Annotated in this window: 23 protein-coding genes and 1 pseudogene; 13 read left to right on the top strand and 11 right to left on the bottom strand. The window is 36.4% G+C overall.

Annotated features, from left to right (window positions below; translation table 11 throughout):
• Positions 1-93 precede the first annotated feature (93 nt).
• Positions 94-222, bottom strand: coding sequence for a hypothetical protein (locus Q9M50_13900; protein ID MDQ7091706.1), 129 nt, complete (start codon positions 220-222; stop codon positions 94-96).
• 45 nt (positions 223-267) lie between these two features.
• Here Q9M50_13900 and Q9M50_13895 point away from each other — a divergent pair, with 45 nt between their 5' ends.
• A complete protein-coding gene (locus Q9M50_13895) occupies positions 268-450 on the top strand; it encodes a hypothetical protein (protein ID MDQ7091705.1) in 183 nt (60 codons plus the stop codon).
• A gap of 602 nt (positions 451-1,052) precedes the next feature.
• On the opposite strand, the gene Q9M50_13890 is transcribed toward Q9M50_13895, so the two are convergent.
• Positions 1,053-2,219 (bottom strand): DUF6399 domain-containing protein, encoded by a 1,167-nt coding sequence (locus Q9M50_13890; protein ID MDQ7091704.1) that lies wholly within the window; start codon positions 2,217-2,219, stop codon positions 1,053-1,055.
• A gap of 55 nt (positions 2,220-2,274) precedes the next feature.
• Complete coding sequence (locus Q9M50_13885; GenBank protein MDQ7091703.1) at positions 2,275-2,553, bottom strand: hypothetical protein; 279 nt, start codon at positions 2,551-2,553, stop codon at positions 2,275-2,277.
• Between the two features lie 448 nt (positions 2,554-3,001).
• On the opposite strand from Q9M50_13885, the gene Q9M50_13880 reads away from it, so the two are divergent.
• The 3 genes from Q9M50_13880 to Q9M50_13870 all read left to right on the top strand — a co-directional run bounded on the left by Q9M50_13880 (position 3,002) and on the right by Q9M50_13870 (position 4,554).
• The gene (locus Q9M50_13880; GenBank protein ID MDQ7091702.1) at positions 3,002-3,208 is read left to right on the top strand and encodes a hypothetical protein; all 207 of its coding nucleotides are present in this window, start codon (positions 3,002-3,004) and stop codon (positions 3,206-3,208) included.
• Positions 3,205-3,516: a hypothetical protein gene (locus tag Q9M50_13875; GenBank protein MDQ7091701.1), complete on the top strand. Its 312-nt coding sequence runs from the start codon at positions 3,205-3,207 to the stop codon at positions 3,514-3,516. The genes Q9M50_13880 and Q9M50_13875 overlap by 4 nt, the downstream gene beginning before the upstream one ends.
• Before the next feature lie 285 nt (positions 3,517-3,801).
• Positions 3,802-4,554, top strand: a complete 753-nt coding sequence (locus tag Q9M50_13870; protein MDQ7091700.1) for a DDE-type integrase/transposase/recombinase — start codon at positions 3,802-3,804, stop codon at positions 4,552-4,554.
• 422 nt (positions 4,555-4,976) lie between these two features.
• Here the strand turns inward: Q9M50_13870 and Q9M50_13865 are convergent, their stop codons facing one another.
• Positions 4,977-6,017, bottom strand: coding sequence for an IS110 family transposase (locus tag Q9M50_13865; GenBank protein MDQ7091699.1), 1,041 nt, complete (start codon positions 6,015-6,017; stop codon positions 4,977-4,979).
• A 222-nt stretch (positions 6,018-6,239) separates the two neighbouring features.
• On the opposite strand from Q9M50_13865, the gene Q9M50_13860 reads away from it, so the two are divergent.
• The 9 genes and pseudogenes from Q9M50_13860 (at position 6,240) to Q9M50_13820 (ending at position 11,028) form a co-directional block, all read left to right on the top strand.
• Entirely contained in the window at positions 6,240-6,908 is a 669-nt protein-coding gene (locus Q9M50_13860) for a competence protein CoiA family protein (GenBank protein MDQ7091698.1), read from the top strand.
• A 240-nt stretch (positions 6,909-7,148) separates the two neighbouring features.
• Complete coding sequence (locus tag Q9M50_13855) at positions 7,149-7,412, top strand: hypothetical protein (GenBank protein ID MDQ7091697.1); 264 nt, start codon at positions 7,149-7,151, stop codon at positions 7,410-7,412.
• Between the two features lie 191 nt (positions 7,413-7,603).
• Positions 7,604-7,927: a hypothetical protein gene (locus tag Q9M50_13850; GenBank protein ID MDQ7091696.1), complete on the top strand. Its 324-nt coding sequence runs from the start codon at positions 7,604-7,606 to the stop codon at positions 7,925-7,927.
• A 70-nt stretch (positions 7,928-7,997) separates the two neighbouring features.
• Positions 7,998-8,204, top strand: coding sequence for a hypothetical protein (locus tag Q9M50_13845; protein MDQ7091695.1), 207 nt, complete (start codon positions 7,998-8,000; stop codon positions 8,202-8,204).
• Positions 8,205-8,234: 30 nt separating this feature from the next.
• The gene (locus Q9M50_13840; GenBank protein MDQ7091694.1) at positions 8,235-8,513 is read left to right on the top strand and encodes a hypothetical protein; all 279 of its coding nucleotides are present in this window, start codon (positions 8,235-8,237) and stop codon (positions 8,511-8,513) included.
• A gap of 55 nt (positions 8,514-8,568) precedes the next feature.
• A complete protein-coding gene (locus Q9M50_13835; GenBank protein ID MDQ7091693.1) occupies positions 8,569-9,735 on the top strand; it encodes a DUF6399 domain-containing protein in 1,167 nt (388 codons plus the stop codon).
• A 367-nt stretch (positions 9,736-10,102) separates the two neighbouring features.
• Entirely contained in the window at positions 10,103-10,234 is a 132-nt protein-coding gene (locus tag Q9M50_13830) for a hypothetical protein (protein ID MDQ7091692.1), read from the top strand.
• A 57-nt stretch (positions 10,235-10,291) separates the two neighbouring features.
• A pseudogene (locus Q9M50_13825) lies at positions 10,292-10,606 on the top strand (transposase family protein).
• A 149-nt stretch (positions 10,607-10,755) separates the two neighbouring features.
• Complete coding sequence (locus tag Q9M50_13820) at positions 10,756-11,028, top strand: transposase family protein (GenBank protein MDQ7091691.1); 273 nt, start codon at positions 10,756-10,758, stop codon at positions 11,026-11,028.
• A gap of 353 nt (positions 11,029-11,381) precedes the next feature.
• Here Q9M50_13820 and Q9M50_13815 read toward each other — a convergent pair whose 3' ends face one another.
• The 7 genes from Q9M50_13815 to Q9M50_13785 form a co-directional block, all read right to left on the bottom strand.
• Positions 11,382-12,545 carry a sialidase family protein gene (locus Q9M50_13815; protein MDQ7091690.1) on the bottom strand — a complete coding sequence of 388 codons (1,164 nt, stop codon included), beginning with the start codon at positions 12,543-12,545 and terminating at the stop codon, positions 11,382-11,384.
• A 94-nt stretch (positions 12,546-12,639) separates the two neighbouring features.
• A complete protein-coding gene (locus Q9M50_13810; GenBank protein MDQ7091689.1) occupies positions 12,640-12,984 on the bottom strand; it encodes a transposase family protein in 345 nt (114 codons plus the stop codon).
• 66 nt (positions 12,985-13,050) lie between these two features.
• Entirely contained in the window at positions 13,051-13,569 is a 519-nt protein-coding gene (locus tag Q9M50_13805) for a transposase family protein (GenBank protein ID MDQ7091688.1), read from the bottom strand.
• 166 nt (positions 13,570-13,735) lie between these two features.
• Positions 13,736-14,689, bottom strand: a complete 954-nt coding sequence (locus Q9M50_13800) for a DHH family phosphoesterase (protein MDQ7091687.1) — start codon at positions 14,687-14,689, stop codon at positions 13,736-13,738.
• 114 nt (positions 14,690-14,803) lie between these two features.
• Entirely contained in the window at positions 14,804-15,043 is a 240-nt protein-coding gene (locus tag Q9M50_13795) for a hypothetical protein (protein ID MDQ7091686.1), read from the bottom strand.
• Positions 15,043-15,624 carry a sigma-70 family RNA polymerase sigma factor gene (locus tag Q9M50_13790; GenBank protein ID MDQ7091685.1) on the bottom strand — a complete coding sequence of 194 codons (582 nt, stop codon included), beginning with the start codon at positions 15,622-15,624 and terminating at the stop codon, positions 15,043-15,045. The genes Q9M50_13795 and Q9M50_13790 overlap by 1 nt, the downstream gene beginning before the upstream one ends.
• A 172-nt stretch (positions 15,625-15,796) precedes the next feature.
• Complete coding sequence (locus tag Q9M50_13785) at positions 15,797-16,114, bottom strand: hypothetical protein (protein MDQ7091684.1); 318 nt, start codon at positions 16,112-16,114, stop codon at positions 15,797-15,799.
• Positions 16,115-16,228: the final 114 nt, after the last annotated feature.

Below are 16,228 nucleotides of genomic sequence, written 5' to 3'. Positions count from 1 at the left end.
ACACATAATCGGGTAGCCAAGGGTATCTCACCCTCAGCCCCCACACCACCCTGCGTGCGGATCCGCACAGGGCGGTTCATTAACCCAGTGTTACTAACACTTAATCCAGCTATTACTTACATAGAATAGCCCTTGTCGTTTAGACAAGTTTTCATCAAAGGTTGGGGTTATGTTTTCACGCTGATGATGACCTTTTCCTGTCGGAAAATAGGGCTTCTTCAAGTTAAACACGCCTCTTACCTTTTGGTTAATGTTCAGCCCTTCACCGTGTCCCAACCATTACGATGGGCGTTTGATTACTATGGCTTCTGCTTAAACAATCAATCCATTACTGAATTGACCGCCGTCGATTTCCATCCTATTCGCTCAACTTTGGATGATGGAATCCAAAGAGCCAAGACATTTTCTAATCCTGCGCCTTTTACAGGTTTCTTATCGACTGCCTGTTAAGCAGACCTCCCCAGATAAGAACATGAACTGTCACGCCACAACCTCATCATTTACGTTATCTCACAAACCTTGGGTTTCGTTGTCTTGATGCTCACTCACCTCAGAGACTACGCCTTATATGATATTTCTGTTCGTAGGCTTGTCGTTTTGCGCTTAGGTTTCCTTCTCACAAACCCTCGCGGTCTTGCAATTGCCCTCGGCTAGTAGTTATACTTAGCCTACAAATGTACGCTAAGTTGGTTTTCCTACAGAGGACTTGCACCTCATTAGTTCATTGCCCATGCTGGGCGTACACAAAAAAATCCACTTGACCGTAAAAAAGCGTCACAAATTTTTGCTGTCGCAAAATTTCCGCCCCTTTTTTACGTCAAGTGATTTGGTCGTTATGCTTCGATGTCTTTTGCTTGCTAACAGCTTTAACATGTTAAGATACTTGGCATCGGATATTATTCACCTATACTTAAGGAAGTGCTTGTAAAAAATGATTGTTTACCACGGAACGTCAAATGAATCATGGGGAAGTATAGCTAAAAGTAACTGTTATAATCTTAGTAAAGGTGATTTTCATTGGCTTGGTGATGGTATATATTTTGGCTACCAATTTAAGACGGGACATCCAGCAATTTCAAAGGGTTAGAAAACACACGCTTTCGACTATTTCTAGGAAGCGGTAACTCGCCCATTTCATTCAGTAGCCATGAAAACAAGTCTGGAAACTCGGTATCAAATAAACGCATGGCGGCGGTTGTGCCATCCTCACGTTTGATTCCGTAGTTATGAATGACCGTCAACGCGTTTAATCGCTTTTTATTCAAACCTCGCCCATTGCGATACATTTGCGATAAACAGCCATTTCGCCCTTCCACCGCAGATGAACTGCGTTGAAACTGCCTTGCCATATGCTCCGCCAATGTTAGCCATCGCTGCATTTCACTGATTGATAACTTTGCACTAAATGGGTCTGATTTGAGCTTATCAGACGCGGTTTCCCAAGCTTTTCGATAGTTTTCCTTTGACCTGCGGCTTTTAGTTTGTTCCATTTTCTGATTCCAATAAACAACGGGTAATAATGTTGTGGTCAACCAATATTCGGTATCCGCATCAAGCCCCAAATTTTGCAAGGTTTCGCGTACCCAAAGCCACCAAAAACTGATGGATACCGCTAACGGTTTTATTTGATTACGAAACTTTTTCATCACGCCTTTATGATCGTTAATCCCTTGTTTTTCCGCTATTTTTTCAAAGGCTCGCGCTCTTAACTCTAGCAACTTCTCAACCTGTTCCGCATCGTTTCTACGACTATCATTGAGTGAAAAAGGATGAACTCCATCCGCAATCCCTTGTAAGTTTTCGTGATAATCTGTTTGTATTTTTTTGGCTTCTTCAAGCTCTTTTTCAGCCGTTATCCGTGTTGTTTTAAGTCCAATAATTTTCTGCATCGTTGCCGTTTTAGAAACAGTAGACTCTGCGGTTTGCGCTGCTTGCCGCTGTTTTTCAGCCCTTGCTGCACGCCTGCCGATTTTCGCGCCTAACCAGCGACTCATATCTTGTTGAGCATGAAAAATATCTGCCCCCGATTCGCACTTAAACCCCGTCACTGCCATTTTTATCAACGCCTTAGCGCGATCACTAATCGCATGATTAACCTCAATGCCTAATGATTCTAATCGTGGCGAAACCTTTTTATACCAAGTATCGTAGCACCTATCATCGCTAATATCTTCCAACAAAAGATAGCCAGAACGTAAGTCCATTAAAACTAAAATCATAAAGTTGCCGAAAAAGTCTCATCCAGCCCAGCAACAACTTTACGTGTTTGTTTTTTCACACTTTTTCGCATTCTTGCTGAAACTGCGGCAATAAGACTTCCATTTTATTGATTTGAGTCCGCAGTGCGTCGGGTGATACGCCCACATGGGTGTCAATCCGTATCATTTTAAAAAACAGCGATAAAGTCTCTGCACCTACGCCTGCCTTTAATCCAAAGACATACAAGGCGGAAAACACCATTAATCTTTGCCAAGAACTACCTGCCTCGGTTTCCCATAATGATGATTCAGGATGTCGATTTCGCTTTGTTTGCGCTTGACGATGACGATGCACACTGCTTTTTGAGCGACCAACAATTGAAGCTAAGTTACGAACAGTTTGCTTGCCTGTTGTTGTAATTTCAGCGATAATTGCGTGACTAGCTGCGCGTATTTTCTGTGTTGTTCTGTTTTTTTAGTCATTAACCTATGATACAAGAATATCGCAGTTAGTTCTTTATTTTGTCCCGTCTTAAGTTGGTAGCCTATATTTTTTTATAGATAGCATTTACTCTGAATGTCCTATTGATAATGCTGTAAGCTGGTCGAAGTTAAATTCATATGATAAGAAATCAAGAGCTTACAAATATACAGACTATATAGTTAGCAGAAATAATATCTCAGATGAGGCTCTACATCTTTGGGATTTATCTAGTTCTGAGGGGGCAGAAATATTTTCTGCTATTAAAAAACAGTTACATGATAAAATCATTGACGCAAAAAAAATAATTAAAACTGGTCCTTTGGATGGTGTTATTATCAATTTTGCACTAAATGAAATAGCTGAAATATCATTTAACGCTGTGAAAAATAACTTATTTATTCAATTGAGCGTTGATGATAGAAAAAATAGAATAGGTTTTTCACAACCTAATTGTACAGCTTTAGCTGTACGTGATGCATCAATTATTGATATTGTCAGAATTGAAAGAAAAGGAGATATAACATGAAAAAAGATAAAATATTAGAAGCAATCAACAAGTATTTTTCTAGTGCCTCACCTGAAGATATTATAGGTAAACTTGAAGAACTTGGTTGTGAATTTGAAGATGTCCAATTTCTTGAAATTCCTGAATATTCTCATTTTATCGATAGTAGAGTTAAGTCTTTAACGTTGAGCTGTAGCTCTAAATCAATACATATTTCTGGGATTTCTAAAACTGAATTCTTGATAAAAGAAATTTCTCAGCTTGATACAGCTTTGAATATGTATAGCTGTAATGATGAAAATTACAATGAAATGATGATTGCAGCATAATGGACTTACTGTCTGGTCTCACCACATTATCCCAATTTAGTAGAAAATAAAGCAATAGCTTGATACCATACGAAATCTTTCAGAAAAAAGGATTTATATGTCACAAGTCTATCACTCGAATGCGAGAGTGAGTTAGCAGAAAAATTCTCAGTAAGCCAGAAGACAATTACAAAGTGGAGAGGTAGAGACTTTACAGATGATGATAGCTCAATACCTCATACGATACACTATGCCCTTAACCCACTGGAAAAAAGGCTTATAGAGCTTGTTAGAACAACAACATGGATGAGCTTAGATGATGTAGTGGATACTGTAGTTCCAGTGATACCAAAAGCAAATAGAAGTAATGTTAGCAGAACATTAAAAGCACAAGGTATCAGTCAAGTTCCAGAAGAGAAAAAAGCGAAAGCAAAGAAGTTTAAAGAATATGAACCTGGGTATCTCCATATAGATGTCACCTATATGCCAAAGCTAGAAGGAATCAAATATTACCTCTTTGTCGCCATAGATAGGGCTACACGGCTTATGTACTACAAGGTATATAAAAATAAGACAGCTGATAATGCAGTATCATTTCTAGCAGAGTGTAAAGAGTTCTTTCCTTTTTATCTCTCTCATATACTCACAGACAATGGACTAGAGTTCACAGATAAATGGGCAAGAGGAAAAGGAGTAGTCAGTGGTAATCATAAATTTGATAAGGAGTGCAGTGAGGACAATATAGACCATAGACTAACAGCTCCACATACTCCTGCAACCAACGGAATGGTAGAGAGAGTGAATGGTACTATCAAAAATGCTACAATTAAAGTAGAAGAGTATCAAAATATAGGAGAACTCAAAGAAAGTTTAAATAAGTTTTTGCTATATTATCTTTTTACACGAAGACACGGAAGCCTAAGAAGAGAGTTGAAAGTCAGAACTCCCTACGAAGCTATGGAAAGTTGGTTTAAAACTAAACCTGAATTATTCAAGATTTCGCCTGATGAGTTTAGAGCTAATGCTTTTGAAAAATTGGAACAACGTGGTGAGAATTGACAAGTAATCAATTATTTAACAAGTCATTCGAGTTAAATTATCAGCCTAACCCTGAACAAATGAGTTTGTTTGAGCCTGCAGGTGAATATGAAATTAAAACACATAACAAAAAAATCCAGCGGACATATATGGTTCGTCCCGTATTGCAAGTAAAGTTTTTTCGTGACATAAAAAAATAGTGCAGCCATATATCCGGCTTTTAAATGAGGCGCTGAAAGCCCTCTAGCCCTGATGGAATCCGCGCATTTTCTCCTCATCAGCTAAACGACCTCGAAGGTCTCCGTCCGCTACAGGTTGCTGGAAATGCAGGTGTTACCTTTTATGCCATCACTTAAACTTTATCTACGCAATTCGTTGTAAACTGATCGTTTGTTCTGTTGCTCGTCTTTAAAAAGTGGATTCGATTTTTCCTAACTAAAATCCTAAGTACTCTTGATGCAGTAATCTTCTTGCTTGCTCAATACCGCCCATGCGATACGCGCGTTTTTGTTGGCGATGGCAACTGTGAAAATATTTTCGCCGCGCCGTTCCTTTAAACGGACAATCCATTTATTACGCTTGTCTTCGTATTTATGCGCTACCCGTAACATCGAGCGTCCACCGTGAATCAGCAAGGTGCGCAGATAAGTGTCGCCGCGTTTGCTAATCCCTAACAATGTCGGCTTGCCGCCTGTGGAATGTTGCCTCGGCACCAGCCCTAGCCATGCCGCGAGTTCGCGTCCATTTTTAAACACATTGATGTCGCCAATCGCAGCGATTAAAGCCGTGGCAGTTAACAGTCCGACACCAGGAATAGTGAGTAATCGTTGGCAGTTTTCATTCTGAGCGCAGACCTGTTTTAACTTGATTTCGATCGAATCAATCCGCTCATTGAGGTGCTTCATTTCATCGTAAAGCTCTTGCAATAATTCTCGAAATATCGGTGAAAGTTGGTTTTCTGCATCCTCTAGCAACTCAGGAATAATCTTACTGACCGAGTGAATGCCTTGCGCAATGATGATGCCATATTCCATCAGCAAGCCGCGAATTTGATTCGCTTGCGCAGTGCGTCGCCCAATCAACTGGCTACGAATGCGATGCATACATTGAATATCCTGCTGCTCAACACTTTTACTGGGGACAAAGCGCATCGACTTCCGTTGCACAGCTTCGCAAATTCCTTCCGCATCCAAGGCATCGCTTTTGTTTGATTTCACATACGGCTTCACAAATTGTGGAGCCATAATTTTGACCGTATGCCCAAATTGAGAGAAAATGCGCTTCCAATAATTCGCGCCGCCGCAGGCTTCAATGCCAATTAAACACGGCGGCAGATTAGCGATAAAGGCACTCAGCTTGTTGCGTGTGAGTTTCTTTTTCAGACACACGTTATCGTCTTCATCCACGCCATGTAGCTGAAAATTATTCTTCGCCAAATCAATCCCTAAGACGGCGATATTTTTGTTTGAATTAACTTTGCTCATGACTATGACCTCACACTTGTGCTGAAAATGAATAACGGTTATTATCATCCCTTTTAGGGCGGTTGTAAAAGTGGGACGAACCATTCCATTAGCTAAAAGCGTCATAAATTTTGCAAAAAGACGCAAAATTTATGCCCCTTTTATCCGCCGCTTATTTTGGCGTTATCTTTTCTCATCTTCATTGGTAGCTTCTATATTGAATAAAGAAGGTATAAAACCAAAATGTTAAGTTGCCTGTTAAATAGCCAGTACAAGGAAGCACATAAAACCCTTAATAGAAAGCTAGAGTTTCTATGTCCCGAATGTAACTGCGCTGTAATTCTTAAAGCAGGAGGAAAAAATATTGCACACTTTGCTCATAAAGTAAGTTTTGGATGCAAACACGGTGAAGGTGAAACACTATGGCATAGAAAGGGAAAGCTGTGGGTGGCAAATTTCTATCGTGATAAGAATAGAGGTTATGAAATAAAGTTTGAGGTAGCACTTGGAAGTAGACGTACAGATGTTTTAGTAACAACATCAGAAGGAAAAAAGATTGCAGTTGAATTTCAGCGTAAAGATGAAGGGGCAACACTATATAAGAGAACAAATGATTTGCTACTTTATGTTAATGAAGTTATTTGGGTTTTTCCTTGGAATATCAAAAGAGTTGACCAGAAAAACAGGGCAACTGCAACTTATGGAGTTAATGCTCTTTATTCGGATAAAAAACCAGTTAAAGCAAAAATAATGTTTTATGATAATGTCCTTGATGTGTTGCTTACGTGCAGAAAGTACGCATGGACTTCATATGTTGAACAAACAGATTTTGGTGGAGGCTACGATAAAAAATCTAAAAGATGGTGTGAACTGGTAGTACATAAAAAATTTGAAAATGTAAAAACAAGATAACAATCGCATCCACTTGACCGTAAAAAGCGTCACTTTTTTTGCAAAAAAAGACGCAAAAAAACCGCCACTTTAAACGGCCGCTGATTTGGTCGTTAGGTTTTTGGAGTATAAAAGTGTCATTTGATATAGCCTTGTTGGACAAATTAAAAACCCCTTTTAGTAATACTGGAGGGGACAATAGTTATTTATATTTTAGTGGAGTGGTTAACTGTTTTGGTATTTATGTAGTTCAAGAAAAAAATAACTGGCAAGGTATTGTATGTTGGTGAAGCTCACGACCAAGATTTAAAGGAACGTATCAGTCAAAATTACACAGAAAGAGATAGTGGTGGTACATTTCGCATAAATTGGTGTCGTGATAATAAGCAAGGCTTTGACCAATTTAAAAATGCTCTTGATAACTGGGATATAAAAATAGTTTCAATTGACACTACATCAAAGTGGTTAATTATAGCTATTGAAGCTATTTTAATTACAGCACTGAATCCACAGTATAATAGATAATTTTAAAAATATATTTTGCAATTAAAGGTATATAAATATGTTTGGTTGGGTATCCAATTTTTTTGAATGGTTTTTAGGACTTTGGGGGAAACTTTCTCCAGAAATGAAAGAAAAAATTATTAACATTGTTGTTGAGGGTTTTGAGGTGTTTTTCCGAAGTTTTTTTAGGGATGCGACAAAGAGGTCTACTTATGAGTGAGTTCAAAGAATATTTTTTTGCTAAAAAACCTAAAAGTTTGAGTTTAGCTCACCCTTCTATACAAAGTTCAATAACAGCTATTTCTGGTTCTATTGTGGGCGGATTATCTTTTATAAATTCATTGGGTGGGCAATCATTACCTGAAAAAGGAAAAGAAAAATTTGCCAATGAAGTAAGCTCATTAGCTCATAGTGAAGGTTTCATTGAAGAATTTAGCTCCATAATTAAAGAGCCTAAAAAAGGAGAAACAGAAGATGAATTTGTTAATCGAGCTAAGAAGTCAATGAGAAAGCTTCTTTCTGAAAAACTTGGTTAATGTCACCAATATTTATGCAATTAAACCTAACAAAAAAAAATCCAGCTGACCGTTTAAAGCGTCACTTTTTTTGAAAAAAACGCCCTTTCAAGCGGTATTTTATTTTGGCGTTATGGGCTACCAACTTAAGACGGGACAAAATAAAGAACTAACTGCGATATTCTTGTATCATAGGTTAATGACTAAAAAAACAGAACAACACAGAAAATACGCGCAGCTAGTCACGCAATTATCGCTGAAATTACAACAACAGGCAAGCAAACTGTTCGTAACTTAGCTTCAATTGTTGGTCGCTCAAAAAAGCAGTGTGCATCGTCATCGTCAAGCGCAAACAAAGCGAAATCGACATCCTGAATCATCATTATGGGAAACCGAGGCAGGTAGTTCTTGGCAAAGATTAATGGTGTTTTCCGCCTTGTATGTCTTTGGATTAAAGGCAGGCGTAGGTGCAGAGACTTTATCGCTGTTTTTTAAAATGATACGGATTGACACCCATGTGGGCGTATCACCCGACGCACTGCGGACTCAAATCAATAAAATGGAAGTCTTATTGCCGCAGTTTCAGCAAGAATGCGAAAAAGTGTGAAAAAACAAACACGTAAAGTTGTTGCTGGGCTGGATGAGACTTTTTCGGCAACTTTATGATTTTAGTTTTAATGGACTTACGTTCTGGCTATCTTTTGTTGGAAGATATTAGCGATGATAGGTGCTACGATACTTGGTATAAAAAGGTTTCGCCACGATTAGAATCATTAGGCATTGAGGTTAATCATGCGATTAGTGATCGCGCTAAGGCGTTGATAAAAATGGCAGTGACGGGGTTTAAGTGCGAATCGGGGGCAGATATTTTTCATGCTCAACAAGATATGAGTCGCTGGTTAGGCGCGAAAATCGGCAGGCGTGCAGCAAGGGCTGAAAAACAGCGGCAAGCAGCGCAAACCGCAGAGTCTACTGTTTCTAAAACGGCAACGATGCAGAAAATTATTGGACTTAAAACAACACGGATAACGGCTGAAAAAGAGCTTGAAGAAGCCAAAAAAATACAAACAGATTATCACGAAAACTTACAAGGGATTGCGGATGAAGTTCATCCTTTTTCACTCAATGATAGTCGTAGAAACGATGCGGAACAGGTTGAGAAGTTGCTAGAGTTAAGAGCGCGAGCCTTTGAAAAAATAGCGGAAAAACAAGGGATTAACGATCATAAAGGCGTGATGAAAAAGTTTCGTAATCAAATAAAACCGTTAGCGGTATCCATCAGTTTTTGGTGGCTTTGGGTACGCGAAACCTTGCAAAATTTGGGGCTTGATGCGGATACCGAATATTGGTTGACCACAACATTATTACCCGTTGTTTATTGGCATCAGAAAATGGAACAAACTAAAAGCCGCAGGTCAAAGGAAAACTATCGAAAAGCTTGGGAAACCGCGTCTGATAAGCTCAAATCAGACCCATTTAGTGCAAAGTTATCAATCAGTGAAATGCAGCGATGGCTAACATTGGCGGAGCATATGGCAAGGCAGTTTCAACGCAGTTCATCTGCGGTGGAAGGGCGAAATGGCTGTTTATCGCAAATGTATCGCAATGGGCGAGGTTTGAATAAAAAGCGATTAAACGCGTTGACGGTCATTCATAACTACGGAATCAAACGTGAGGATGGCACAACCGCCGCCATGCGTTTATTTGATACCGAGTTTCCAGACTTGTTTTCATGGCTACTGAATGAAATGGGCGAGTTACCGCTTCCTAGAAATAGTCGAAAGCGTGTGTTTTCTAACCCTTTGAAATTGCTGGATGTCCCGTCTTAAATTGGTAGCCATTTTATGTACCTTAATCATAATAGAAAAATATGAAATTAACAGAAAAGTTTAATATTCTAAAAAAAGAAAATGGTTTAGTTTTTTTGGAAAAATAGCATATAAGCCAAGTAAGTCACTGTCGATTATTGAGCTAAGTGAGATAACGAATTAACACTTTATGTAAAACTATAATGTTTATGGACACAATAGACTTGTTCTTCTAAATAAAATATATTAAAATCAATTGCTTATATATACTTGATAACATTCACAATCAGTTGATACAGCCTAATAAATAAACTTTAAATTAAATTATTAAAAATAATAAATAAGCTTTATAATAAATTTCTATAAAAAATAAAAATCAAAGTATAACATGAAAATAAAAGAAATTTTACCAAGAATTTATGATGATAGACAGTTAAGAGCTTTAACAGGATTAAAAACAGAACATTTTATTTTACTATTATCTCTATTTGAAAAGACCCTTATTGAAGATCAAAAATAAAAACATGAAAATAAAGAAAGAAAATACGGTAGTGGTTTAGATAGCACATTAAAAACACCCGCAGACAAATTATTATTTATATTAAATTATATGAAGTGCTATTCTACTTTCGATCACTTAGGGTTTTCTTTTAATATGAATAAATCATGCGCTCATACTCATGTATACAAATTATTTCCAATTTTAATAAAGACGTTAGATATATTTAATGTTTTACCTGCAACAAGTTTTTCAACCCCTGAAGAAATGCAGCAGGCTTTTGGCGGAGTTCAAACATTGATAATAGATGCTACAGAGCGTGCTGTACAACGCCCTAGTGACTATGAAGAACAAAATGAATTTTACAGTGGTAAAAAAACAGCATACAATTAAAAATACCACTATAGCTTCTTTAGGTCATTTAATTTTATATATTGGGGTTAGTTTTCCGGTAAAAATCATGATTATGGAATGTTTAAAAAGAATTTAATCCAGAATTAAATTGGTTTAGTAATTTTAATATATTTATTGATTTAGGTTATTTGGGGTTTAATAATGAATATAAAACTAATTCGGTAAATATTCCTCATAAAAAACCAAATAAATCTAAGCATAATCCAAACCCAACATTAACTGAAAAACAAAAAAAAGAAAACAAAGAGATGAGTCGTGAAAGAGTCATTGTTGAGCATGTAATCGGTGGAATGAAAAGATATAGATGTCTAGTTGACAAGTTTAGAAATAAAAAAGAAGGTGTAAAAGATTTATTTTCTTTTTTAGCGGCTATCCTATGGAATTTTAACATGATATATTAACTTCTTCTTAAAGAACAAGTCTAATTAAAACACCGTGCCGAAATCCCGTATTTCACCTCACTCCATACGAGCTACGAATTATTCTTGGACAATTAAACCATCCGCTTCTACAGCGAAGTAGGACGAGTAAGAGGTTGTGAAAGTATTCAAAATTCAAGAAAAAATCAAAGTTCGATAAAGAAAAATCAATAATTTACCGCATATTTTGTACTATTTTTAGTGATTTTATTGAATACTTTCATAGTCTCATAAGCGATAACGTTTCATCCGCCAAAAATCATTGTTAAGCGCAATGTTTATTTATCATATTCATATGAAAATTGAGGCCTGTTATTTGCTCCTTTTGCATAACATCAGTCATTAATCTCAACAAGTTGATGGCCTTGATCTATGCTGGTTAAAGATAAATAGAATTGCTGCCCGTCATTTAATAAACGCGGATGACTCATTTGGCCTGTTGATGAAATAATCGTTTTATCAACTGACCATGTTTCTCCCCGATCAAGCGACGTTTTTAGTAAAACGGATGTTTGATTACCATCAAACTGTGTCCAAACAAGAGCGACATGTTGATCTATAGCCATAACATGGGGATGGCTTGCCAATTTATTTTTATCCCCTAAAGGCAAGATGTTAGAGAGTGTTTTTCCTTCGTCATCGCTATAGGCATAAAAGATTCCTTGACGCGTTTCACCTAATGAAAACCACGCTAAATGATTTCTATTTTTGCGATCAATTGCTAATGCAGGGCCATGCTCAGGACAGGCTTCTATTTGCCAATTATCTTTTGTAATGCGTTGGGGCTTTGACCATTGACCCTTTTTATTTATTTTAAAAAGTCCATGATCTCTGACTCCTTGGTTAAAAATCATTCGCGTAAAAATAACAGGTAATCCTGTCGAGCTTAATGCGGTTGCCATGCGACAGCAGGAGCAAATTCCATGGCTAATAAATTGGTTCTTAAAGGGCTGTTTTTTGGAGGCGTGATTTTTACTATAATAAAGTGCTAAAGTCCCTTTTCCTGATTGATGATTAGGGGGGGTATGACGACTATCATGCCAAAATAAATATAAATTGTCGTCGGTATCAAGTAGCATTTTTGCCATATAGTGCAGTGCGGTGTCTGCTTGGTCACTCACTAAAACGGGGGGACTAAAACTTTTTCCTTTATTATCCGAATAGCTATAAAAATTAGTGGTTTTTTGTTGCTCATCCGCATAATAAAGTACATGAATGCGACCCGATTGGCTAATGGCAATAGCCGGTGGGTTTTCTGGCCAAGCACTCATTTTTTGTGGCTTTGGATTTATTTTAATCGGTGTGCTGTAATTTTTACCTTTATCATCAGAATAATCGACATAAATAGAGTCAATAGTTGGAATTAATCGCCATAATCGACCCTTTGAGTCAAAATTAACGGCGACGGCACTCCGTAAAATTTTATAATTAACTTTAAGGGGCATCGCCTTAACCGTATTATAAGTACTGTAATTAATAATGGATAAACTAGCTAACATTAAAAGTATGAAAAAACAACGCTTATTAAATTGAACTTGCATCATCGTTAAATTATTGTGATTTTTGGCAATAGACTTGTTCTTTAAGAAGAAGTTAATATATCATGTTAAAATTCCATAGGATAGCCGCTAAAAAAGAAAATAAATATTTTACACCTTCTTTTTTATTTCTAAACTTGTCAACTAGGCATCTATATCTTTTCATTCCACCGATTACATGCTCAACAATGACTCTTTCACGACTCATCTCTTTGTTTTCTTTTTTTTGATTTTCTGTTAATGTTGGGTTTGGATTATGCTTAGATTTATTTGGTTTTTTATGAGGAATATTTACCGAATTAGTTTTATATTCATTATTAAACCCCAAATAACCTAAATCAATAAATATATTAAAATTACTAAACCAATTTAATTCTGGATTAAATTCTTTTTTAAACATTCCATAATCATGATTTTTTACCTGGAAAACTAACCCCAATATATAAAATTAAATGACCTAAAGAAGCTATAGTGGTATTTTTAATTGTATGCTGTTTTTTTTACCACTGTAAAATTCATTTTGTTCTTCATAGTCACTAGGGCGTTGTACAGCACGCTCTGTAGCATCTATTATCAATGTTTGAACTCCGCCAAAAGCCTGCTGCATTTCTTCAGGGGTTGAAAAACTTGTTGCAGGTAAAACATTAAATATATCTAACGTCTTTATTAAAATTGGAAATAATTTGTATACATGAGTATGGGCGCATGATTTATTCATATTAAAAGAAAACCCTAAGTGATCGAAAGTAGAATAGCACTTCATATAATTTAATATAAATAATAATTTGTCTGCGGGTGTTTTTAATGTGCTATCTAAACCACTACCGTATTTTCTTTCTTTATTTTCATGTTTTTCTTTTTGATCTTCAATAAGGGTCTTTTCAAATAGAGATAATAGTAAAATAAAATGTTCTGTTTTTAATCCTGTTAAAGCTCTTAACTGTCTATCATCATAAATTCTTGGTAAAATTTCTTTTATTTTCATGTTATACTTTGATTTTTATTTTTTATAGAAATTTATTATAAAGCTTATTTATTATTTTTAATAATTTAATTTAAAGTTTATTTATTAGGCTGTATCAACTGATTGTGAATGTTATCAAGTATATATAAGCAATTGATTTTAATATATTTTATTTAGAAGAACAAGTCTAATATTGTTTTTCAAAAAGTTGTTTAAAACGGGGGAGTTCATCATCTGTTAAGTGATTAATTCCTGCCGCACTTTTACGCCCGCCGCCTGTTGAAAATAAAGCGCATAATTCACCCGCCCCTGTTTTATTGGTTAACGGCGCTCTTACACTGATTTGATACCCTTGTTGCTTATTATGACTAATAATCGCATGGGCGCGATTGGGGTATTTATTCGCTAAATCATTGGCAAAAACACCACTAACCCGCCTTGCCCACAAGGTGTTTGGTAACTGATAGATGGCAACAAACTCATTAGAATAACTGGCTTCTAGGATAGCCGCTTGTTCCATATCGTCCTCATAGCCCTGAACTAACTGTTGATAAATAGTCAAGTTATTAGACATAAAATCAAAGGGGGATTGATAGGCTTCCAGTTCACGATATAAAGCATCGGGCGCAAAATGTAAATCCTCAATACAGGTACCATAACCATTGTAATTAAGACAGATCCCCAGTGTTTTTAATTGATCTAACTGAGTATTATCTAATCGACTTTTATTAACGGCTTGAATGACTTCAATAGGCATATTATCACCAAAGCCTCCAACGATTGCCCACAGGTAATGGTCACCGTTTAAATAATGATTCACTAATAAACTGGTACAGGTATTTGCTTGGGTATTAATGAGGGTTTTTAATTGAGCGTGTTGTGGAATAGTCCCCGCTAAATGATGGTCAATATAAAAAATATTGACCCCTTGATCAAGCAGTCGAACTAAATCGTGATGATTTTTTTGTAATGAAATATCTAAAACGGTGAGGTTATCGCTGCGATTTGCGTGAACACGGGTTAGTAACGTAATATCACGCTTAAAACTGGTGATAAGTTTAGACGCACAAGGCTTAGCTAAACGTAATTGCAATAAGCTACAAAGACCATCCGCATCCCCATTAAAAACATCAATTTGCATTGTATAAGGTTAGGTTTCGTAAAAAAGGTTTATTTTACGCATTCTAATGAGGTAATAATAGTCGTTCTTAGTTTAGTTTTAGCGGAATAGGGGGCTTTATCTTTTAAGAGGGGGTTATTTAGGTTTTTTAAGTATTTTTTGAATACGCTGGCGTGCCTCGCTAGACAAGCCTATATTTTTGCCATGTTCATCAATATTACCCGCTAACGTTTGAATAATGCCAAGTTGTTTAACGTAACGATGACAGGTTTTACATAACCATAAGTGAAGGGTCATTTCAATACGTTGTCGTTTTAAAATAGATGTATCTAACTGTTTAGAGGCTAAATCAATAATTTTTTCACAGCTTAACATTATTTGTTTTCTCCTTGATTAAACCAATGCGTTTCTAAACATTGCCGTAATTTCATTCGTGTTCGAGACAAGGCAACCCATAACTGATTATCTGTTTTAAAATTGAATATCTGACAACATTCTTCCGTTGATAGGCCATCAATAACACGCATTGTAAATAATTGAGCCATCGTATCGGGTAGACGTGATTGACATTGATAAAATATTTCCCAAAATTCATCATTATTTAAATTTTGCTCAGGAGAAACCCAATCGCTTAACTCCACTTGCCAGTGTCCTTGTGCATTAAATTGATGTTCAAGTAAGTCTTCCCCTAAATCAGACTCCGTTAGTAGAGGGATTTCACGCTGATATTTTCGATAATAATCCATAATTTTATGTTTTAAAATTCCAAACAGCCAGGATTTTAGTGACGATTTTTTATTAAACTTATCAACGCCCTGCATAGCGGCTAGTAATGTTTCTTGTAATAAATCTTCGGCGGTGGTTTGGCAGCGAACTCGGATAACGGCATAACGATAAAGCATATCGCCATAATCATTTAACCAGTTTTCAGGGTCTAGCGGGAAGGACTCGTTCATAGTGGAAAAAAAATGAATTTAAAAATCACAGTATATCTTAATACAGTTTTCTGATAATTAAACTTTTAGCTAAAGAGACAGCCTCGAAGACAGTTAACAATCTTCGAGGTTTTACACCTAAATTTGTACTCAGTAAATATAGAAAAGGTTGATTAACCCATCCTATTTATTTTTAGCTTTTAGGGGCTTCTTCGACCTCTTTTTTATCACTACCACATTTGCCTTCACCCGTTTTTTTATCACTACCACATTTGCCTTCGCCTGTTTTAGGGGTTTCTTTTTTATTACTACCACATTTACCTTCACCACACGCGCCTTCTTTCTTTTTCGTGGTGGCTTCATCGGCTTCAGCTAGTTGCATGTAGCCACTTGACAAATCTGTCATTTCAAATGAATTAACATCGACGACATTATTTTCTGCTTGGGCGGTTGTTACCGATAAACCCGTTAATAATAGTGTGCCTAATGTAATAATTTTAGTTTTTTTCATAATAATAGTCTCTAAGTTAATTAAGGTTTCATCAACCCAAATGATGAAACTTACTAGTTAGTCGGTTAACAAGCGCATTCCTTTCAAAAAAATTAATTAATTGTGAATTTTATA

The organism is Methylococcales bacterium (assembly GCA_030949405.1).
Taxonomy (GTDB): Bacteria; Pseudomonadota; Gammaproteobacteria; order Methylococcales; family Methylomonadaceae; genus WTBX01.
This window is presented reverse-complemented; position numbering and strand designations above follow the sequence as displayed.